Source organism: Rhizobium sp. BK512 (assembly GCF_014194915.1).
GTDB lineage: Bacteria > Pseudomonadota > Alphaproteobacteria > Rhizobiales > Rhizobiaceae > Rhizobium.
Window position 1 is genome coordinate 201,753 of the sequence record NZ_JACIAS010000003.1, and the last position, 18,700, is coordinate 220,452.

Annotated in this window: 18 protein-coding genes; 9 read left to right on the forward strand and 9 right to left on the reverse strand. The window is 60.9% G+C overall.

Features of this window, described 5'->3' with window-relative positions; genetic code table 11:
• Positions 1-37 precede the first annotated feature (37 nt).
• Genes FHX06_RS11865 through FHX06_RS11885 form a run of 5 tightly spaced genes read left to right on the forward strand, consistent with a single transcriptional unit; the run spans position 38 to position 5,080 of the window.
• A complete protein-coding gene (locus FHX06_RS11865; RefSeq protein WP_183879407.1) occupies positions 38-874 on the forward strand; it encodes a metallophosphoesterase family protein in 837 nt (278 codons plus the stop codon).
• On the forward strand, positions 871-2,034 hold the full coding sequence (locus tag FHX06_RS11870) for an ABC transporter ATP-binding protein (protein ID WP_183879409.1): 1,164 nt from the start codon (positions 871-873) through the stop codon (positions 2,032-2,034). Before FHX06_RS11865 ends, FHX06_RS11870 begins: the two co-directional genes overlap by 4 nt.
• A complete protein-coding gene (locus FHX06_RS11875) occupies positions 2,027-2,953 on the forward strand; it encodes a carbohydrate ABC transporter permease (RefSeq protein ID WP_183879411.1) in 927 nt (308 codons plus the stop codon). Before FHX06_RS11870 ends, FHX06_RS11875 begins: the two co-directional genes overlap by 8 nt.
• Positions 2,950-3,789, forward strand: a complete 840-nt coding sequence (locus FHX06_RS11880) for a carbohydrate ABC transporter permease (RefSeq protein ID WP_183879413.1) — start codon at positions 2,950-2,952, stop codon at positions 3,787-3,789. Before FHX06_RS11875 ends, FHX06_RS11880 begins: the two co-directional genes overlap by 4 nt.
• 25 nt (positions 3,790-3,814) lie before the next feature.
• Complete coding sequence (locus FHX06_RS11885; protein WP_112547485.1) at positions 3,815-5,080, forward strand: ABC transporter substrate-binding protein; 1,266 nt, start codon at positions 3,815-3,817, stop codon at positions 5,078-5,080.
• Positions 5,081-5,101: 21 nt separating this feature from the next.
• Here the strand turns inward: FHX06_RS11885 and FHX06_RS11890 are convergent, their stop codons facing one another.
• Together FHX06_RS11890 and FHX06_RS11895 are read right to left on the reverse strand one after the other, a co-directional pair.
• Positions 5,102-6,145 carry a substrate-binding domain-containing protein gene (locus FHX06_RS11890; RefSeq protein WP_112547486.1) on the reverse strand — a complete coding sequence of 348 codons (1,044 nt, stop codon included), beginning with the start codon at positions 6,143-6,145 and terminating at the stop codon, positions 5,102-5,104.
• Between the two features lie 82 nt (positions 6,146-6,227).
• Positions 6,228-7,145 (reverse strand): sterol desaturase family protein, encoded by a 918-nt coding sequence (locus tag FHX06_RS11895; RefSeq protein WP_183879415.1) that lies wholly within the window; start codon positions 7,143-7,145, stop codon positions 6,228-6,230.
• A 409-nt stretch (positions 7,146-7,554) separates the two neighbouring features.
• Here FHX06_RS11895 and FHX06_RS11900 point away from each other — a divergent pair, with 409 nt between their 5' ends.
• From FHX06_RS11900 to FHX06_RS11910, 3 genes are all read left to right on the forward strand, one after another.
• Positions 7,555-8,292, forward strand: coding sequence for a dienelactone hydrolase family protein (locus FHX06_RS11900; RefSeq protein ID WP_183879417.1), 738 nt, complete (start codon positions 7,555-7,557; stop codon positions 8,290-8,292).
• Positions 8,293-8,537: 245 nt separating this feature from the next.
• Entirely contained in the window at positions 8,538-8,891 is a 354-nt protein-coding gene (locus tag FHX06_RS11905; protein ID WP_409564379.1) for a hypothetical protein, read from the forward strand.
• Between the two features lie 109 nt (positions 8,892-9,000).
• Entirely contained in the window at positions 9,001-9,978 is a 978-nt protein-coding gene (locus FHX06_RS11910) for a L,D-transpeptidase (protein WP_029869238.1), read from the forward strand.
• A gap of 117 nt (positions 9,979-10,095) precedes the next feature.
• On the opposite strand, the gene FHX06_RS11915 is transcribed toward FHX06_RS11910, so the two are convergent.
• A complete protein-coding gene (locus tag FHX06_RS11915; protein ID WP_113208234.1) occupies positions 10,096-10,713 on the reverse strand; it encodes a TetR/AcrR family transcriptional regulator in 618 nt (205 codons plus the stop codon).
• A gap of 119 nt (positions 10,714-10,832) precedes the next feature.
• On the opposite strand from FHX06_RS11915, the gene FHX06_RS11920 reads away from it, so the two are divergent.
• Complete coding sequence (locus FHX06_RS11920) at positions 10,833-11,576, forward strand: SDR family NAD(P)-dependent oxidoreductase (RefSeq protein WP_183879419.1); 744 nt, start codon at positions 10,833-10,835, stop codon at positions 11,574-11,576.
• A 39-nt stretch (positions 11,577-11,615) separates the two neighbouring features.
• Here the strand turns inward: FHX06_RS11920 and FHX06_RS11925 are convergent, their stop codons facing one another.
• The 6 genes from FHX06_RS11925 to repA form a co-directional block, all read right to left on the reverse strand.
• Positions 11,616-13,559 carry a polysaccharide biosynthesis protein gene (locus FHX06_RS11925; protein WP_183879922.1) on the reverse strand — a complete coding sequence of 648 codons (1,944 nt, stop codon included), beginning with the start codon at positions 13,557-13,559 and terminating at the stop codon, positions 11,616-11,618.
• Between the two features lie 165 nt (positions 13,560-13,724).
• Positions 13,725-14,285, reverse strand: coding sequence for a sugar transferase (locus FHX06_RS11930; protein ID WP_183879421.1), 561 nt, complete (start codon positions 14,283-14,285; stop codon positions 13,725-13,727).
• 372 nt (positions 14,286-14,657) lie between these two features.
• On the reverse strand, positions 14,658-15,869 hold the full coding sequence (repC, locus tag FHX06_RS11935; protein ID WP_112547494.1) for a plasmid replication protein RepC: 1,212 nt from the start codon (positions 15,867-15,869) through the stop codon (positions 14,658-14,660).
• A 207-nt stretch (positions 15,870-16,076) separates the two neighbouring features.
• Complete coding sequence (gene repB, locus FHX06_RS11940; RefSeq protein WP_112547495.1) at positions 16,077-17,069, reverse strand: plasmid partitioning protein RepB; 993 nt, start codon at positions 17,067-17,069, stop codon at positions 16,077-16,079.
• Positions 17,069-17,266: a hypothetical protein gene (locus FHX06_RS11945; protein WP_162710229.1), complete on the reverse strand. Its 198-nt coding sequence runs from the start codon at positions 17,264-17,266 to the stop codon at positions 17,069-17,071. The genes repB and FHX06_RS11945 overlap by 1 nt, the downstream gene beginning before the upstream one ends.
• On the reverse strand, positions 17,263-18,483 hold the full coding sequence (gene repA, locus FHX06_RS11950; RefSeq protein WP_112547497.1) for a plasmid partitioning protein RepA: 1,221 nt from the start codon (positions 18,481-18,483) through the stop codon (positions 17,263-17,265). Before repA ends, FHX06_RS11945 begins: the two co-directional genes overlap by 4 nt.
• Positions 18,484-18,700: the final 217 nt, after the last annotated feature.

The window sequence follows — 18,700 nt, forward strand, 5'->3', positions numbered from 1 at the left end:
CCGGAAAGGTGCCGCGGGCCTATCGGAGAGCGCCGGCATGAAAATCGTCCAGATCACCGACACGCATTTCAGCCCGTCGATACCGCATTTCAACGGCAACTGGGAGCCGCTTGCGGACTTCATCAACGGCAGCGGCGCCGATCTCGTCATCCATACCGGCGACCTCGCCGTCGATGGCGCCGACAAGGACGGGGACCTCACCTTCTGCATGGATCTGATGCGGCAGGTGAAGATCCCGATGCTGATCGTTCCCGGCAATCATGATGTCGGCCATCTGCCGGGTTCGCTGCAGCCCGTCGATGCGACAAGGCTTGCCCGCTGGCGCAGCCTTGTAGGTCCCGATTACTGGCTCGAGGATGCCGGCAACTGGCGCCTGATCGGCCTCGACAGCCTGCTGATGGGCATGGAAAACGACGAGCAGGAAACGCAGTTTGAATGGCTGGAAAGAGCACTTGCCACACGCGCCGGCCGGCGCGTTGCAATGTTTGCCCACAAGCCGCTCTTTGTCGACACGCCTGATGAAGGCGACACCGGCTACTGGAGCATCCGCCCGGCACAGCGTCAGAGGCTCTATGACCTGATCGCTGCCCATGACGTCGCGCTTTATGCCAGCGGCCACCTGCACTGGGCCTGGAAAGGCCGCTTCAACGACACCTCACTCGTCTGGGGTCCAGCGGCCTCCTTCATCATCGGCACGATGGAGCGCGAGATGCCGGGCGAGAAGCTCATCGGCGCCGTGCTTCACGATCTCGGCGATGATGTCACGAGCGAGATTATCGCCGTATCAGGCATGAAGGCGCATGTGCTCGATGACGTGGTCGCCGAAGTCTATCCGCACGAGGCCCACAAGGTGCAAAAGGAGCCGGCGCAATGAGTGCGCTCTCCCTTTCGGCCATCAGGAAATCCTATGGCGATAACGCCATCCTGAAGAATATCAGCCTCGACGTCGAGCCAGGCGAATTCATCGCCCTCGTCGGCCCCTCGGGCTGCGGCAAGAGTACGCTTCTACGTATCCTTGCCGGTCTCGATCATGCCGATAGCGGAGAGATCGTCATCGGCGGGCGGGAAATGTCGGACGTGGCGGCGGCCGACCGCAACATCGCCATGGTCTTCCAGTCCTACGCGCTCTATCCGCACCTGACGGCCGGCCAGAACATCGCCGTGCCGCTTGCCATGCGGCGCTTGAGCCGCCTGCAACGCCTGCCTTTCCTCGGCCCGGTCATGCCCGGCTACCGCGCCATTCGTTCCGGCATTTCCAAGGACGTGCAGGAGACCGCAAAGGCCCTGAAGATCGATCATCTCCTGGAACGCAAGCCCGGCCAGATGTCGGGCGGCCAGCGGCAGCGCGTGGCGCTCGCCCGCGCCATGGTGCGCCATCCGAGCGTCTTCCTCATGGACGAGCCGCTGTCAAACCTTGACGCCAACCTGCGCGTCCACGCGCGCGGCGAGATCGTGGAACTGCATCGCCGCGCCGGCGTGCCGACCGTCTATGTCACCCACGACCAGGCCGAGGCGCTCTCCATGGCCGACCGGGTCGCCGTGATGATCGGCGGCGAGCTGCTGCAGCTGGCGGCACCCCAGGTCATCTATGACGATCCCGCCCATATCGAAGTCGCCCGTTTCGTCGGCCAGCCGCGCATCAATCTCCTGCCGGCGCGCGCCGAGCACGGAACAGTCGCCTTCGGCGATATCCGACTGGCGCTGGAAGAGACCAATCCTGCCGGTTCCGAGGTAACGGTCGGCATCCGTCCGGAATTCGTGCGGCTTGCCGCCGAGGACGAGACCTCGCTTTCCGCCCGTATCGAGCGCCTGGAATTCCTGGGGTCAGAGGTGATCCTGTTCTGCCGGCTGAATGCGATCGGCGAGACCGTGCTTGCCAAGCTTGCGCCAGCCGATGCCGCAGGCCTCGCCGCCGGAATGGCGGTTGCCCTCTCCTTCCAGCCCGACAAGGCGATGGTCTTTGCAGCCGATGGTCGTCGTCTTCGCACGAGCGGCCTTCCCGCCGATACCGCCAGGGAGAAGGCTCATGGCTAGTATCGCTGCCGGCGAGATCCGCCCGGTCGCATCGGCGGCAAAGCATGAACGGCGCGAGGCGCAGACCGCATGGTTGCTCGCTGCGCCTGCGATCGTCCTCATCGTACTCTTCGTGCTGCTGCCGATCGTCGCCGTGCTCGTCCTCGGCTTTACCGATTTCGAGCTTGGCGCCGGCAAATTCCGCTTCGTCGGCTTCGAGAACTATGCAGAGCTGTTCACGGACCGCACCTTCCGCACGTCGCTGTGGAACACGACGGTCTATACCGCGATCGTCGCGCCCGTTTCGATCCTGCTCGGCCTCGGTGTCGCCATGCTGATCGAGAGCGAGGGCTGGGGAAAGAGCTTCTTCCGCACCGCCTATTTCCTGCCCGTCGTCTCGCTGATCGTCGCCATGGCGACCGTCTGGCAATATCTCTTCCACCCGACCATCGGCCCGCTCAATGCGCTGATCGGTCTCGCCGGCCTGCCGAAGCCAAACTGGCTCGGCTCCTCGGCAACGGCACTTTACAGCCTCTCCATCATCGGCGTGTGGCAGACGGTTGGCTTCAACATGGTACTGTTCCTCGCCGGCCTCACCGCGATCCCGCGCGAGCTTTATGCCGCCGCCGAGATCGACGGCGCCAAGTCCCCGCTCGACCGTTTCATGCTCGTCACCTGGCCGATGCTCGGGCCGACGGCGCTCTTCGTCACCACGATCAGCGTCATCAATGCGGTCAAGACCTTCGAGACGGTGAAGACGCTGACGGATGGCGGCCCGAACCACGCTTCCGAAGTGCTGCTCTTCACCATCTACCAGGAGGGCTTCGTCTACATGAAGGTCGGTTATGCCTCGGCCATGACGGTCGCCTTCCTCGCGATCCTCGTCGTCATGATGTTCCTGCAATACCGCTTCCTCGACCGGCGGGTGCACTATTCATGAAGACGCGCACGCCATTCACCCTCGGCCGATTGATCCGCCTTGCCTTGCTTCTTCTCGGCGCGGTCATCTTCCTCGCGCCCTATATCTTCATGATCTCGGCGGCCGGCAAATCGCAGGACGATATATTCACGGCCGCGCTCTCGCTGATCCCGACACATTTCTTCTACGTGCAGAATTTTACCAAGGCGCTCGACAAGGTGGCGATGGGCACGCTCTTGTGGAACGGCTTCGTCGTCTGCGCGCTGATCTTCGTCTTTCAGGTGCTGGTCGCCATCCCCTGCGCCTATGCCATGGCGAAGCTGAAATTCCGCGCCGCCCGGCTGATGATGGTGCTGGTGCTGCTCGGCCTCTTGGTGCCGATCCATGCGACGGCCCTGCCGCTTTATGTCGCCTTCGACAGCCTGTCGCTGCTCAACGGCTATACGGCACTGGTCGCCCCCTTCACCATCTCGGTCTTTGCGATCTTCCTGTTCCTGCAGTTCTTCCGCGCGATGCCCGACGACCTGATCCATGCCGCCCGCCTCGACGGCATGTCGGAGCTCGGCATCGTCTCGCGCGTCATCGTCCCGAATGCCTGGCCGGCGGTGACGGCCTTCGCGATCTTCTCGGTCGTCGCCCATTGGAACGACCTCTACTGGCCGCTGATCGTCATCTCGAAGCCCGGTTATGCCACGCCGCCGCTCGGCCTGATGAACTTCCGCGCTGCGGAAGCCGGCGACGATTACGGCGCGCTGATGGCGGCCACCATCATCATCACCATTCCCCTCGTTGCGGCCTTTCTGTTTGCACAGAAACGCTTCGTCGAGGGCATCACCATGACCGGTCTCAAAGGCTGACCGGCTGAACCCAGGAGAACGAGCGATGAAGCATTTCACCCAGTTCCTCGCAGCAGCGGCTCTGTCCGTGGCGGCAGCCCTGCCGGCCCACGCTGAAACGACGCTGACGATCCATTACCCGATGCCGGGCTTCTTCAAGGACGTGATGGACACGATCTCGAAGAAGTTCATGGAAGAAAACCCCGATATCAAGATCCAGTTCGCCGCGCCTTCGGCGACCTATGAAGACGGCATCCAGCTGATCCTGCGCCAGGCCGGCACGTCTGAAATGCCCGACGTCACCTTCATCGGGCTGAACCGCCTGCGCATGCTGAACGAGCGCAATGTCGCCGTCGACATGACGCCGCTGGTCCAGAAGGAAGGCAACATGGCCGAGCAGGGCTTCTCGGACACGATCCTGAAGCTCGCCCAGGTCAAGGGCAAGCAGGTTGGCCTCGCTTTCGCCACCTCCAATCCGATCATGTATTACAATGCCGATCTCGTGAAGGCGGCCGGCGGCAATCCCGACACCCCGCCGAAGACCTGGGACGAAGTGATCGCGCTCGCCGGCAAGATCAAGGCGCTCGGCAACGGCGTCGACGGCATGGACTTCCGCTGGCAGGGTGACGACTGGATGTTCTCGGCCCTCCTCTTCGGCGCTGGCGGCAAGATGCTGAGCGACGACGAGCAGAAGGTCACCTTCAACGGTCCCGAGGGCCAGAAGGCTGTCGAACTGATCAGCCGCTTCGTCAAGGAAGGCGGCATGCCTGTTTTCACCAAGGCAGCGGGCGAACAGGCCTTTGCAGCCGGCAAGGTGGGCTTCGAATTCCAGACGACGGGCGCGCTCGTCAACACGATCAAGAATGTCGGCGCCAAGTTCGACCTGCGCACCGCCCAGATCCCGCTGATCGACCCTGAAAAAGGCCACCTGCCGACCGGCGGCAATGCCGTCGTCATCCTCGCCAAGGATCCGGCCAAGCAGGAAGCAGCCTGGAAGTTCGCCAAGTTCGCCGCCGGCCCCTATGGCGCCTCGGTCGTCGTTCCCGGCACCGGCTACGTGCCGAACAACGAGCTTGCCGCCAAGTCGGCCGAATATCTCGGCGACTTCTACAAGAAGAACCCGCTCTTCCAGGCCGGCCTCAGCCAGATGCCGCGCATGATCCCCTGGTATGCCTTCCCCGGCACCAACGGCGTCAAGGTCACTCAGACGATCGTCGACAACCTGTCGCGCATTGTCGATGGCTCGGCTGAACCGAAGGAAGCCCTCGACGACGCGGCCTCCGACGTCGAAGGCATGCTGCCGCGCAGCTAATGCTCTGAAAGATACGTGGGCTCAAGCGGCCCGCGGTCTCGATCCGGAACCGTCGCAACCCATGAGGGGTGCGGCGGTTTCTTCTTTCTGGAGGTTCCGCACCGTCCCGCCGGGGCGCAAGGCATGCGACAATTCCAGATGTCTCAACGGCGCGTTATTCTCGACGATATCGAGCAGCAGCGATGCCGCCGTCGCGCCCATGCTGAGATCCGGCATTTCGATCGAGGTCAGTGTCGGGTTGATGAGCTTGCCGATGGCGATGCCATCGAAGCCGGCAACCGAGATATCCTCGGGCACCCGCAGGCCCTCGCGATTGACGGCGCCGATGACGCCAAGCGCGATCAGGTCGTTCGAGCCGATAATGGCGGTCGGCGCGAATGCCCGCAGGGCCTGGCCGAGATCCATCTGGTCGTAACCGCTGACGAAGGGCACCTCTATGGCCTCGAGCGGGGAGACACCGGCCGCCGCCATCGTCTGCAGATATCCGCGATAGCGCAGGAGCGCGCGGTCAGACGCCTTGAAGCTGCCCGAGACATAGAGGATGCGCCTGTGCCCCATGGAGAGAAGATGTTCGGTCAACCGGCAGCCGGCCGCATAATTGTTGACGGTGACGGCAGCCGGATATCGGGCCGTCGGGGAGCTGCCGAGCAGCACCGTTGGCGGCAGGTCCTGCGCCAGCGCCGGGCTCGTCTCGCCGTTGCAAACCGTCAGGATCAACCCGGTCGGCCGCTCGCCGAGCAACCCTGCCACTGCATCGGCCTCCTGATCGGGATCGTAATTCGATTGCGCAATGAGGACGCTGTGACCGGCGACCAGCATGCGGTTCTGGATGCCTGAGAGCGACGAGGCAAAGACCGGATTGGTGACGCTCGGCACCAGCACGCCGATAACAGGACGGCGGCCGCTGCGGGCTGAAGGCGCGGCCGCCCGATAACCGACTTCTGCCGCCGCACGGCGTACGCGAAGGGCGGCGGCCCGGCTGACGGGACCGCTGAGGTTCAGCACCCGGCTTGCCGTCGCCATGGAACATCCTGCCCTCAGCGCAACCTGTTTCAACGTCGTCATCGCCGTCCTGTCCGTTTCCGTCGAGGTTTGCAGGCTCTTACGGGCCGATTGTCATGAAATGATGACGGACCAGGGCCGGGTTTCAACCCCGCTTGGGCTTAAGGCCGAGGATTTGCCGCACGCCGTCCTTGGTGAAGGGCTGCGTCAGTTGGCTGACAAAGCCGGGAGCGATCTGGCCCTTGATGCCAATATCGGTCGAGGATGGGCGATCGGGATTGAAATAGGTGCCGAACAGCTGGTCGAACAGCACGACATTCTCGCCGTAATTGGTATTGCCTTCGCGCAGATCCTTCGAATGGTGCCAGCGGTGCAGCCGGGGCGTCGAGAAGACGAAATCGAAAAGGCCGGTCCGCATGTCGACGTTGCAATGGGTCAGGATGCCGATGAAGGCCGTGACCGCGCCGAGCCACCAGAAGACCTGCAGCGGGGCTCCGAGCAGGTAGAGCGGGATCTGGCTCAGTGCGATCTTGAACAGGGAATCGATGACGTGGAAACGGCCGGTATTGATGACCCAGAGGCGGGTGACACTGTGGTGCAGGGCATGGAAACGCCAGAAGAACAGCCGCTCATGGGCGATGCGGTGCGCCCAGTATAGACCGAACTCGGCAATGACGACGGCGAGGGTCGCCTGGAAGAGCATCGGCCAGGATGACGGCCAGAGACTGAACTGCATGGCGGCAAGCGGCTGCAGCAGGCCGGCGGCGAGCATCGGAAAGATCGCCGCCGCAAGTGCTGCCAGTTGCACCAGCCCCTTGGTCAGAACCGTATGGGCGATATCGTTGGCCGTTTCGCCATCCGCCTGCAGCCAGCGCTGCTCGTAGGGAATGGTGCGTTCGAGCAGGAAGAGAAGCAGGACTTCTCCCGCATAGACCGCCGCAAAGCCAAGCATCGGCCGGTCGCCGGCGAAGGCAAAATAGGCGCCCGTCAGGCCGGAGAAAAACACCAACGGCCAGGACAGGTAGGCAAGAATATATCTTCCGGCTGCGGCTGCTTTCGCCATCGATGTCATATCCCCTCAAGAGCTCGCCGGGTTTCGAGCCAATCGCGCAATCCTGCCCGGATAGCCGGCGACTGTCGCAGCCCGGACCGATCCGGGAACGCCCTCGACCCGGTCCCCCGCCACTCATGCCATCGATCCGGACAATCGGCAATCGCCTGGGACCGTCGTCGCGCTGAACGATGCCGCCAAAGTGTGGATGGACGATTGCAGGGGCATTGCAGCGATCCGGCGATTTCGACTGACCGCACGGCAGTCGCCGGAAGGCGCGGGATCCGCGCACGAGAAAATCCCTGCCCGTGTATCGGCAGGTTTCAATCCACGCATTCGTGTCTTGAGACTGTTGCCGGCCTTTGCCAGATTGGCGGCGGCGGCTTGCGGGCTGCTTCAATAAAATCAAAGGAATTGGCCCATGAAACGCGGTATTGAAATCACAACGGCTGACGGCATTGCCAGGGCGTCAGTTTTCCGTCCAGAAGGCAGCGAGGGCAAGCTCCTGCCCGGTGTTCTCTACTATATGGACGCGCTCGGGCCGCGCGAGGCCATCGATATCATGGGCGAACGTCTGGCGAATGCCGGTTATGTCGTGCTTGCTCCCGATCTCTTCTACCGTTTCGGCTCCTACGGCCCCTTCGACGGCTCTTCCTTCGGTAATGAGACCGCACGTGCCGAGATCATGAAGATGATCCGCGAGACGACGCAGGAGATGACGAGGCGCGACAGCGCAGCCTTCCTCGACGCGCTGGAGGCCGAAGGCGTTTCCGGTCCGGTCGGTGCCGTCGGTTATTGCATGGGCGGCGGCCGGGCCCTGACGGCAGCGGCCACTTATGCCGACAGGATCGCGGCTGCCGCAAGCTTCCACGGCGGCAATCTCGCAAGCGAGGCGCCTGACAGCCCGCATCGCCTTGCCAGTGGCATCAAGGCACGCGTCTATGTCGGCGTTGCCGGCGTCGATGGCAGCTTCCCGCCTGAACAATCCGCGCGGCTTGCCGAGGCGCTCCGCACCGGCGGCGTCGACCACATCATCGAGAATTATATCGGCATGTCGCATGGCTGGACGGTTCCCGATCGCGGCGAGACCTACAGCGAAAAGGGCTCCGAGCGACACTGGAAGCGCCTGCTCGAACTTTTTTCGGAAACGCTCGGCTGATATCGGCGAACGCGACCCACCCGGTCTCGGGCGGGTCCTTGATCATTGCGACCTGCCATTGAGTATCCAGGCTTTGCTGGCGTGAAACCGTGATCATGCGCACCGTTATACACAGGCGGGAAAGCGACATTAACCCATTGGGCTTGCACGGCAAATTATCTCGCCGCGTGGCGACAGCGTCCTTGGCCATCAGTTTGCCATGATGCGCCCTACCCTCGCACGCGTTTGCCCCAACGAGAATTGGATTGATGATCAACTTCACAAAATCTGCCATCGGCATTCTGCTTGCCCTTGGCACCGCAGCCTCCACCTCGAGCATCGCGTCGGCGCAGTATTACGACGGTTATGACAGAGGCCCGCCACCGCGCTACGAGTCTGACAGGGATTGGGGCCGGCCTCATTCGCCGCCCGGTTGGGGTCGTCCGCCGCGCGGTGGCTGCGATCCCCGATGGGCAGAGGACAAGGCGCGTGATTTCGGCTTCCGCCGCGCTCGCGTCGTCGACGTCACGCCACGGCGCGTGATCGTTCAGGGCTGGACGCGTCGAGGTCCCGACGAGATCAGCTTTGCCAACGTTCGCGGCTGCCCGGCGCTGCGATAAAGGCTTCCGGCCGATATGAGATGCCCTCGGTCGTAAGACCTGACCGAGGGCGCTTCATGTTACTACAGAGACTCCAAGGAACTTTTTTGTCCGCCGTCGTTTAAACAGCATGATAAAATCCATGCTCCTATTCGGCTTCATATCGCTTTCAATCTTCGGTGTCGGCAACGCCCAGCAATTTGCGGCCGAGACCATCAATAACGCGTCGATTGATGACATCTCCCCAGCCCCGCCGAGCGCACGATCGCCGTCGCCGGATCCGGCCGTCATCCATCTTCAGGTTCTGCTTGATCGAGCCGGTTCGTCGCCCGGAGTGATCGACGGCTTCTACGGCGACAACGTCGTGAAGGCGATTGCCGGCTTCGAGATCATGCAGCGACTTCCCGTCGACGGGAAACCCGACCCGCAGATGCTCGCCCGGCTCCAGGACGACCGGAAGGTTATCGGACCCTACGTGATCGCACAGGATGATGCCGCCGATCTCGTCGAGGACATTCCGAAAGATTATGCCAAACAAGCCAGGATGACACATCTCGGCTACACGAGCGTCGCCGAGCGGCTGTCCGAGCGCTTCCACATGGATATCGACCTGCTCAAAACACTGAATCCCGGCGCTCAGTTCGTCCCGGGCGAAACAGTCTCGGTCGCAGTCATTGGTGCGCCGAGAACGGGGAAGGTCAAGCGTATCGAGGCTCACAGGAAAAGCGGTGAGGTGCTGGCCTTTGCCGGCGATGGATCCGTTCTTGCAGTCTACCCGGCGACGATCGGCAGCGACGACAACCCTTCACCCGCGGGCCGGCACAAGATAAACGGCGTCGCCCGCGAGCCCAAATATACCTATAATCCCAAAGTGAATTTTCAGCAGGGTCATAACAGGAAGCTCCTGCAATTGCCGAGTGGCCCCAACAATCCGGTCGGGACGGTCTGGATCGACCTCTCCGAGCCGACCTACGGCATCCACGGATCGCCGGAGCCATCCTTGATCGACAAGGCCGGTTCGCACGGTTGTGTGCGGCTGACGAATTGGGATGTCGAGGAACTTGCCGGCATGGTGAAGCCCGGCGTCATCGTCGATTTCGTCGACTGAGCGGTCTTCTGACCGAACGGGAGGCACGGATCCATGCACCTTTCGACGGGATCCCTGATCTGCGGATGTCGGCCCGCTGCTATCCCGCGCGGTGACGCGACGATCGGATACAGCAGTTCAGCCGCGGCGATGATCGCGGATCATGCCTTCAAGAGCGGGATTTCCGCTGCGAGCGACAGCCATCAGCGCCGCCTCCCCGCCGCCGTCACGGGCAAGCAGTGACATGCCGTTCTGCAGCGTCGCGAAGAAGACGGCAGCGGCCTCGCAGTCGAAGGTGTCGTTCAATTCCCCCTCACTGACGGCGCGCTCGAATCTTTTCATGAGCTGGCTAATATTTTCCGCACGGCGCTGCCTGAGATCCTCGCCGATTGCCTCGATTTCGCTCGCAGCCGGATTGGAGCCGAGCACGATCATGCAACCGGCCGGCTGATCAGAGCGGCTATAGGCGCGGGCAGTATTGACGAGGAAGCCTTCGATCGCTGCGGCAATCGTCTGCCCCTCTTCGAGCGCTCTCCAGATCTCGTTGTTGACCGTCGCCTGATAGAGATCGAGCGCTTCGGTAAACAGCGCCTCCTTTGAGCCGAAGGCGGCATAAAGGCTCGGAGGTGCGATTCCCATGGTCTGGGTCAGATCGCTCATCGAGGTCTCTTCAAAACCCTTTTGCCAGAACAGATGCATGGCGCGCGACAGCGCTTGCTGCCGGTCGAAGCTTCTCGGGCGTCCGCGTTCGTTCATCTCAGGTTTGCCTCACGCAATCGGGATTCCAATTCTGTATCGCTCAATACATAAATCGCTTGACGAAAGGATACAATCGCAGCATGAATTCTGTATCAATCATTACAGAAAGGAATATCATGTCTATCCTTGACGGAAAGGTGGCTCTCGTGACCGGCGGCAGCCGCGGTATCGGCGCTGCAATCGCCAGACGGCTCGCGGCCGATGGCGCCAAGGTCGCACTGACCTATGTGAATGGAGACGAAGCGGCCGCCAATGTCGTCAAGGCGATAGAGGCCGAGGGCGGAATGGCGCTTGCCCTCAGGGCCGATGCGTCCGACGCGGCCGATGTCGAGGCAGCCATTGCGACGGTTGCGCAAACCTTCGGCCGCATCGATATCCTCGTCAACAATGCCGGAATTTTCCACGCGGGGCCGATAGAAACGCTATCGCTCAGCGATTTCGATGCGACGTTCTCGATCAATGTCCGCTCGGCTTTCGTCGCTTCCAGGGCAGCCCTTGCTGTCATGCCGGATGGCGGTCGCATCATTTCGATCGGCAGCAATCTTGCAGTACGCGCCACCTCTCCGGGACTCAGCCTCTATACGGCGAGCAAAGCGGCGATCGCAGGCCTGTCGCAGGCGCTCGCCCGTGAACTCGGCCCACGCCGCATCACGGTCAATGCCGTGCATCCCGGCTCGACGAATACGGACATGAACCCGGCAGACGGCCCGCATGCGCGTGCGCAGAAGGGTCTGATGTCCAATCCGGCGGGCTTTGCCGATCCCGGCGAGATCGCCGATGTCGTCGCCTATCTCGCTTCACCAGCTGCCCGCTCGGTCACGGGTGCGGCCTGGACGATAGACAACGGGGCGAATGCCTGAAGCTGGAAGAGAAGAGGCCCGGCACAAACCGGGCTTCGATCATGCCGCCGTATTGGCCTCGGCTGCGCTGAGCGCAAGATCGGTCACCTCACCTGTCGAGGCATAACCGGAGACGAGTTCGGCGAGCATCAGCCGGGCGGCAGGTATGTCGTTACGATCGAGAGCCGCATCGAGAACCTTCAGACGTTTGGAAAGCTCCGGCCAGAAGAGAAAATCCTCGCGCGCCTTCATGATGCGCGGATGCTGCGTCGTTTCGGGATTATCGCCGATCAGCAGTTCCTCGTAGAGCTTCTCGCCGGGCCTGAGACCCGTGACCGAAAGCTCGATATCGCCTTCGGGATTATCGTCGCTGCGCACCGTCAGACCCGAAAGATCGATCATCCGGCGCGCCAGATCGGCAATGCGCACCGGCTCACCCATATCGAGCAGAAAAACATCACCGCCGTCGGCCATGGCGCCGGCCTGTATGACGAGCTGCGATGCCTCCGAGATCGTCATGAAGTAGCGGGTGATATCAGGATGGGTCAGCGTCACGGGCCCGCCATCTTTGATCTGCTGGCGAAACAGCGGCACGACGGACCCTGAGGAACCCAGCACATTGCCGAAGCGCACCATGGAGAAATTGGTGTGCGTGGCGGACTGCCTTTCGGCCGACAGCGCCTGCAGCACCATTTCGGCAAGCCGCTTGCTGGCGCCCATCACATTGGTCGGGCGGACCGCCTTGTCGGTGCTGATCAGCACGAAATTCGATACGCCGTATTTCTCCGCTGCCTGTGCGGTGATCAGCGTGCCCATGACATTGTTCTTGATGCCTTCGACGGCATTTTGCTCGACAAGCGGCACGTGCTTGTAAGCGGCGGCATGATAGAGCGCCTGCGGACACCAGCTCATGATGATGTGCTCCATGCGGTCGCGGTCGCGCACCGAACAGAGGATCGGGACGATCTGCACCTTCTGCTGGTCGTACAGCTCCGAAAGCTTCTGCAGCTCGCCATGGATCGCATAAAGGGCGTATTCGTTCTGCTCGACGAGGATGAGATGCGTCGGGCCACTGCGCAGGATCTGGCGGCAGAGCTCGCTGCCGATCGAGCCGCCCGCGCCCGTCACCATCACCACCTTGCCGAGCGTTGCCTTGTCGAGCAGCTCCTGGCGTGGCGCCACGGCCTCGCGTCCGAGCAGGTCCTCGATTTCGAGTTCGCGAATGTCGGAAACGGCGATGCGGCCCTGCGCAAGTGCGGTCAGATCCGGCAGCGTGCGAACATTCACCCGCGCCTTGCGGATCTGTTCGAGGATCTCATTGCGGCGTTGGCGCGATGCCGAGGGCAGAGCCAGAAGCACATTATGGATATTAAGTGTCTGGACGAGCCCTTGCAGATCCGAGGGATCATAGATGGGCAGGCCGCCCATGATGCCGTTTCTGAGCTTCGGATCGTCATCGAGATAACCGACGACATTGAGCTCGGCATTGTTGGTCAGTGCGGCGGCAAGCTGGCGGCCGGAACTGCCAGCGCCATAAATCAAGACCTTGGCGAGCGTATTCTTGTGCAGGATGCGCTGATAGGTATCGCCCAGCCAATAGCGGATGCCGAGGCGCGAGAGGCCGATTGCGATCAGCAACAGGAGCGGCTGCAGGATACCGACCGTGCGTGGAATGCCGGGAACGCTGAGCGCGGTGAAGATGCTCGCGAAGGCGACGCCATAGATCGCGATCGCCTTCAGCACCGCCAGAAATGCAGCAATGCCGGCATAACGGAAGATCGCCCGATACATGCCCATGACGATGAAGATCGGCAGCGCCAGGCATAGCGAAACGAGAACCGCAAGCCATTGTACGCCGGTCAGCACTGTCCATTCATTCAGGCGGAAACAATAGGCAAGCCAGATGGTCAGAATACAGAAGCTGGAATCGACGATCAGCGCAAGAATACGCTTTGCCGGACGCGGCATTGCCAGGAGCGGCCCCACCAGTGCCTGCATCGACATCCAGGACTGGCTGGTCTTTGATCCGTCGTTTGAAGGATCACCATGCATGTTTATACTGCCCATCCATCATTCCAGCCTGACTTCTTCTTGTCCTTTTCGATCTCAAGTGCAACCGAATAATCAGTGGTCGCGCATGCAATCTGTTTATAACCTTAGGTCGTAGCCTCAATGCGTTATGCCCTTGCTGCCCAATACCTTGCCGACGGTCATTGCCAGGATGCGCATGTCCATGAAGAAGGAGCGGTGCCGCAGATAATCAACATCGAACTTTACCTTTTCGGGGATCGGCAGTTCGTCACGGCCATTGACCTGCGCCCAGCCCGTCAGCCCCGGCAGCAGCGCATCGACACCTTCTGCCGTGCGCAACGCGATTAGGTCGTCCTGGTTATAAAGCGCCGGACGCGGGCCGACGAAGCTCATGTCGCCCTTCAGGATACACCAGAGCTGCGGCAGTTCGTCGAGGCTCGACTTGCGCAGGAATCCTCCGATCGGCGTCAGATAGCGGGAGGGGTCGTCGAGCAGATGCGTGGCGACCGTCGGCGTATCGATCCGCATGCTGCGGAATTTCGGCATCCGGAAGATCTCGTTGCGGCGCCCCACACGGTTCGACCAGTAAAGTGCCGGTCCCGCAGATGTCATGCGTACGCAAAGCGCCACGACCGCGATCGGAATGATCAGGATCAGGGACGCCACCATCGCCAGGAAAAGATCGACTGCCCGCTTCAAGTCCGTCCTCGCTCTTTGCACACTGTTCCGGCCTCCAACTGCCCGCCTTGCCCTATCGTCTCCAGCCAATTCACGTCAACGATCCTTTCCGGCCTCAGAACGCTTTACTCGTTGTTTCTCAGGTATTTGCGGCAATCACGTCGCCGCCTACCGAAACGCTTCTTAATCTAAGCTATTGATACGAGATGTCTTTCATCTCATTGCGGAAGCTAATTCAGCAATTATTTCCGATACCTGTTTGCCCTCCGAAGAACGACGTGTCCTACAGCCAGTCCAGTGATAGTGCCTAAAATACGTATTGCAGTCTTGTCGAGATCATCTCCATGCCAATGAGCGGTCCACGGTGGACATCGCCCGGTTACTCGAAAGCATTCAAGCCCTCCGTGCAACCGGACTATTCTGCCGTACCAGCGCCATCAGCATTGGGCCAAGCGAGAACTCCCCTCGTGCTCCCTTGCGGGTGAGGTCACGCAGATAGCCGCCTGGCGAGTTGATATGGTTTGCTCGTTCCAGCATGCAGGCAATAACGACAGCGGCATTTTCTCGGCCGAGGCTTTCGCAAGCCGCCTGATAGGTCTCTGACGTGATGCCCAGCATAGACCGTACGGTGACGGCAGCGGTCACGAAATCTCGCCAGCCCCTGATCGATCCTCCCTGGGCGTAATCGCTGATTTGCGGGCAAGCCTGCAGAATGAGGGCAAGAGGAAATATTTTCTGTGGTCCGTTTGGCTGAACCTTCCCGGTCGTAACCCGCAGTGTTTCCGCTTGCGCCGTCGGTAAGGATTCTAATTCAAGAGAGTCTATATCTGAATTCTGTATGTGCGGTTCGTTTTGGACCACACTGGCGCTCACTTTTTTGAAATTTTCGAAGTTCGTCAACAGATTGACGATGTCGGTGCGAAGGGTTTCGAGATTCAGGCGAACGCTGTCGAGATCGGAAGCCGCCGCATTGCGGGGAAGGCACGCGAGGTGATGTGCATAGGCAGCCTCGATGTCGTCCCAATTGCCGGGAACACCGTCCTCGATTGCGGCATCAATCAGCTTGCGGACATCGCGGCGGCAGATCGTCAGCCGCTCGCGCGCGCGCCGGAGTGCCATCCGGTCGGCTTCTATCCTTTGAGCCATGGCAGCCAGTTCTTCGCTGCGGGCAAGAAGCGGCGCCAGGCTGAAGCCATAGGCATCCTCAAGTTCACCGGATGTTTTCCGGCGGGCAAAACGTTTCCCATTGGCGCTGTCCTTGCGGATGATCAGCCCGGCGTCGACAAGAGCCGCCAGATGCCGACGCAGAGTGGTGACTGCAATGCCGTGTGCCCGCACGATCAGCTGTCGGTTGGATGGAAAGACGACCATGCTCGCCTCACCGGAGAGATGGTTCTCGGGATAGAAGGAGAGAAGTGCATTCAGCACAGCGAGTGTGCGGTCGGAAATGTCGAGCAGCGGACGTGCTTCGCAGACGTCGCGAAACACCTTCCACTTGTCGACGGACTTATCTGGTTTAATTGATTCGGCCTGAAGCTGACCTCTCATCAAGGCAAGCGACATTGGCCGCCGCCCGAAAGGCGTCGTCACAAATCCCGTATCCATCGTGGTTCACCTTATACAAAGGCAAATCATCAGCGCCCGCCAAAACGGCGTTCAAAAACCTTGACAGCGATTCCGGGAAGTGCGATTCTCTAGGTGCTAAACGAGAGAAGAGGGCTTCCGGATGTTTTGTTCGGGGGCCTTTTTCTTTGCCTATTGGCTCCTTTTCCTAACAGTCAAATCCTTGTCAGCGGCTTAGCCTGCCAACAGTTATCGTTGTGACCTGACGGCGCCGAACTCTTCGAAGAGCTCATCCAGCCGGGTTGTGAGATAATCGGCAAATTCAGGCACCATGCGCTCATCGAACGTGATGCGCGTCTTGTTGCTAGAGCGCTCGATTTGCGCTGCCCTCTGTCCTTGCCGCGTTTTCCAGATATCGCCCGCCACCTTCTTCTGATCGCGCGCTGCCATTTTCGACAACACACGTTGCAGACGCTGATCGCTGTCGAGATCGGCAAAGGCGTCGTCTTCGATAATCGACTCGACCTTCTTCGGTGACGAAGAGACGGCATCGACGAGAGCGAGCCATCGGGCACGACCTGCCTTTGGTGCCGGCCCGATTGCCAGGATCACGGTCTGCGGTACGCCGCGGGCGACCGAGATATAACGGCTGAGATCGGCCTTGTCGGTCGAAAGCGCCGCCATGATGACATCTCGGGGGTAGCCAGCCTCTTCCAGACGATGGGCGAACAGCGCCTTCTCGATGAAGGAGAGATCCTGGCGATCGAGATTTTCCTTACCCTGAGCAATGACCAGTTCGGTATCGCTCAAGCTTTGAACGATCGCCTTGACCTTAAGGCCGAGCTTAGCAGCAGCCCGCAGTCGGCGACGGCCGTAAGCGATCTGGTAGCGTCCTTCCGTTTCAGGGTCAGGACGGACCAGGATCGGCACTTTCTGACCATGTTCGGAAATGCTTGTCACCAACGCATCGAAGTCGGCATCGCGCTCGACCGGGATACGATCGCTAATCGAGGAATTGGAAATATCCGAGGGATCGATTTCAAGAACGGAAAATCCCGAGGAAATCTGTGCCTGGAGACGGCCGGCGGCACGCGCCGCCTCTGTCATTTCCTGAAGCGATGCACCCATGGCCGAGACGGCACCGGTGCGCACTCGATCCGGGTTCTTCTCGATGCCGGCCGAAGCCGCCGGTGTCTCGGCCTTGCGCATGAAGATCGAATTGACGGTATCGCGCCGGCTCATCAATTCTCTCCTTTCCAGTCAAATCCGGGCAGGCCGGAAAGACGCAGTTGGGAGCTCCCAACGTGCTCATCGGCCACCGACAGATGGAGGAAATTTTGCGAGATGCTCACAGTGGGGCAGCCATTGTTGGGAGCTCCCAACAGGTGGTGATTGCCAGTGAAGCCTGAGGAGTTGATATCGATCGCGGGAAACGTCATGTGCGCCCCCATGCCTGCCGGATCAGCGTCTCGACTTCTCCGTTGACGGCATCGAGGGCTTCCATCGCGCGGTCATAGGTCGAGCGTGTCAGGTTCTCGCGGCCGATCTCATAGAGAGTCTGCTTGGTAAGACCGGCGTCGGAGACGGCTGCCGATTTCACCATCGCATTGATCATCACGTGATCGTCGAACAGATTGCGCAGAAGAGCCGCGACCTTCGTCTGCGGCGCATCCTGTGGTTCGTAGCGGGTGAGCAGATAACGAATGAAATCATAATTGAGCTCGCCGCCGGCTTCGCGCACGACGGAGAGAAGGTCATGCGTCATCAGCAGGAACTGGCTCATGGAAGCCACGTCCAGCATCTGCGGATGTACGGTGACGATCATCGAGGTTGCGGCGCAAAGGCCGCTCAGCGTCAGGTATCCGAGCTGCGGCGGGCAGTCGAGGACCACGACATCATAGTTCTCGCCAACATCGTCGAGCGCCTTGGCGACGCGCATGAAGAAGACGCCTTCGCCATCCCGGGAGCCGCGCATCAGCGCGCGTGGCGTCGTATGCTCGAACTCCATGAGTTCGAGATTGCCCGGGATCAGATCCAGGCCATCGAAATAGGTATTGCGTACCACCTCAGAGAGGGGACGCCGCTCCTCGTCGTAGCGGATTGCCGCATAGAGTGTCTCGTTGGAACGGACATCCGTCTCCGGCATGACGCCGAGCATGGCCGACATGCTGGCCTGCGGGTCGAGGTCGAGGGCGAGCACGCGGTAGCCTTGCAGCGCTAGATATTGCGCAAGATGGACCGAGGTCGTGGTCTTGCCCGATCCGCCCTTGAAGTTGGTGACTGCGATGACCTGAAGATGTTCGTTCTCCCTGCGGCGCGGCAGGAAGTCATGCGCCTCACGTCCACGGGCGGAGGCGGCAAGCAGGGCGCGCAGTTCATTGAGCTGACGCAAGGAATAGAGGCGCCTGCCATTGCTGCCGACATCGGGCTGCGGGCCTTCGCCGGCAAGCGTCATCTTCCGCAAGGTCGAATCCGAAACGCCGATCAGCTTGGCCGCCTCGCCGGAGGTAAAGCGGCGCAGTGTCTTGCTCGCAGTCGGCGGAAACAGGGCTTCGCTGATCGCCTGCAACTGCGAACTGATCGTCGACGCATGGGCGCCGATCGTCTCATCGACGCTACGTTGAAGGGTCCGAGAAGTCCTTTGTGGCTTGCTCACGCTCTAATCTTTCATCACGGAAAAACACCAGAAACGGCTGTTTATCCGTGACGATTACCGATCGCAGCGATTCTGGCAAGGTACTCCGGCAGAACAAGGCTTCAGCGGCGGCGGTCACGATCACGAGTTTACGACAGAAGGATTACAATTTCCCCTGATATCTCCGTCAGTTAACAGAAATCCGATTCGCCTTGCAAAGCTGTGCCGTCCTCACATC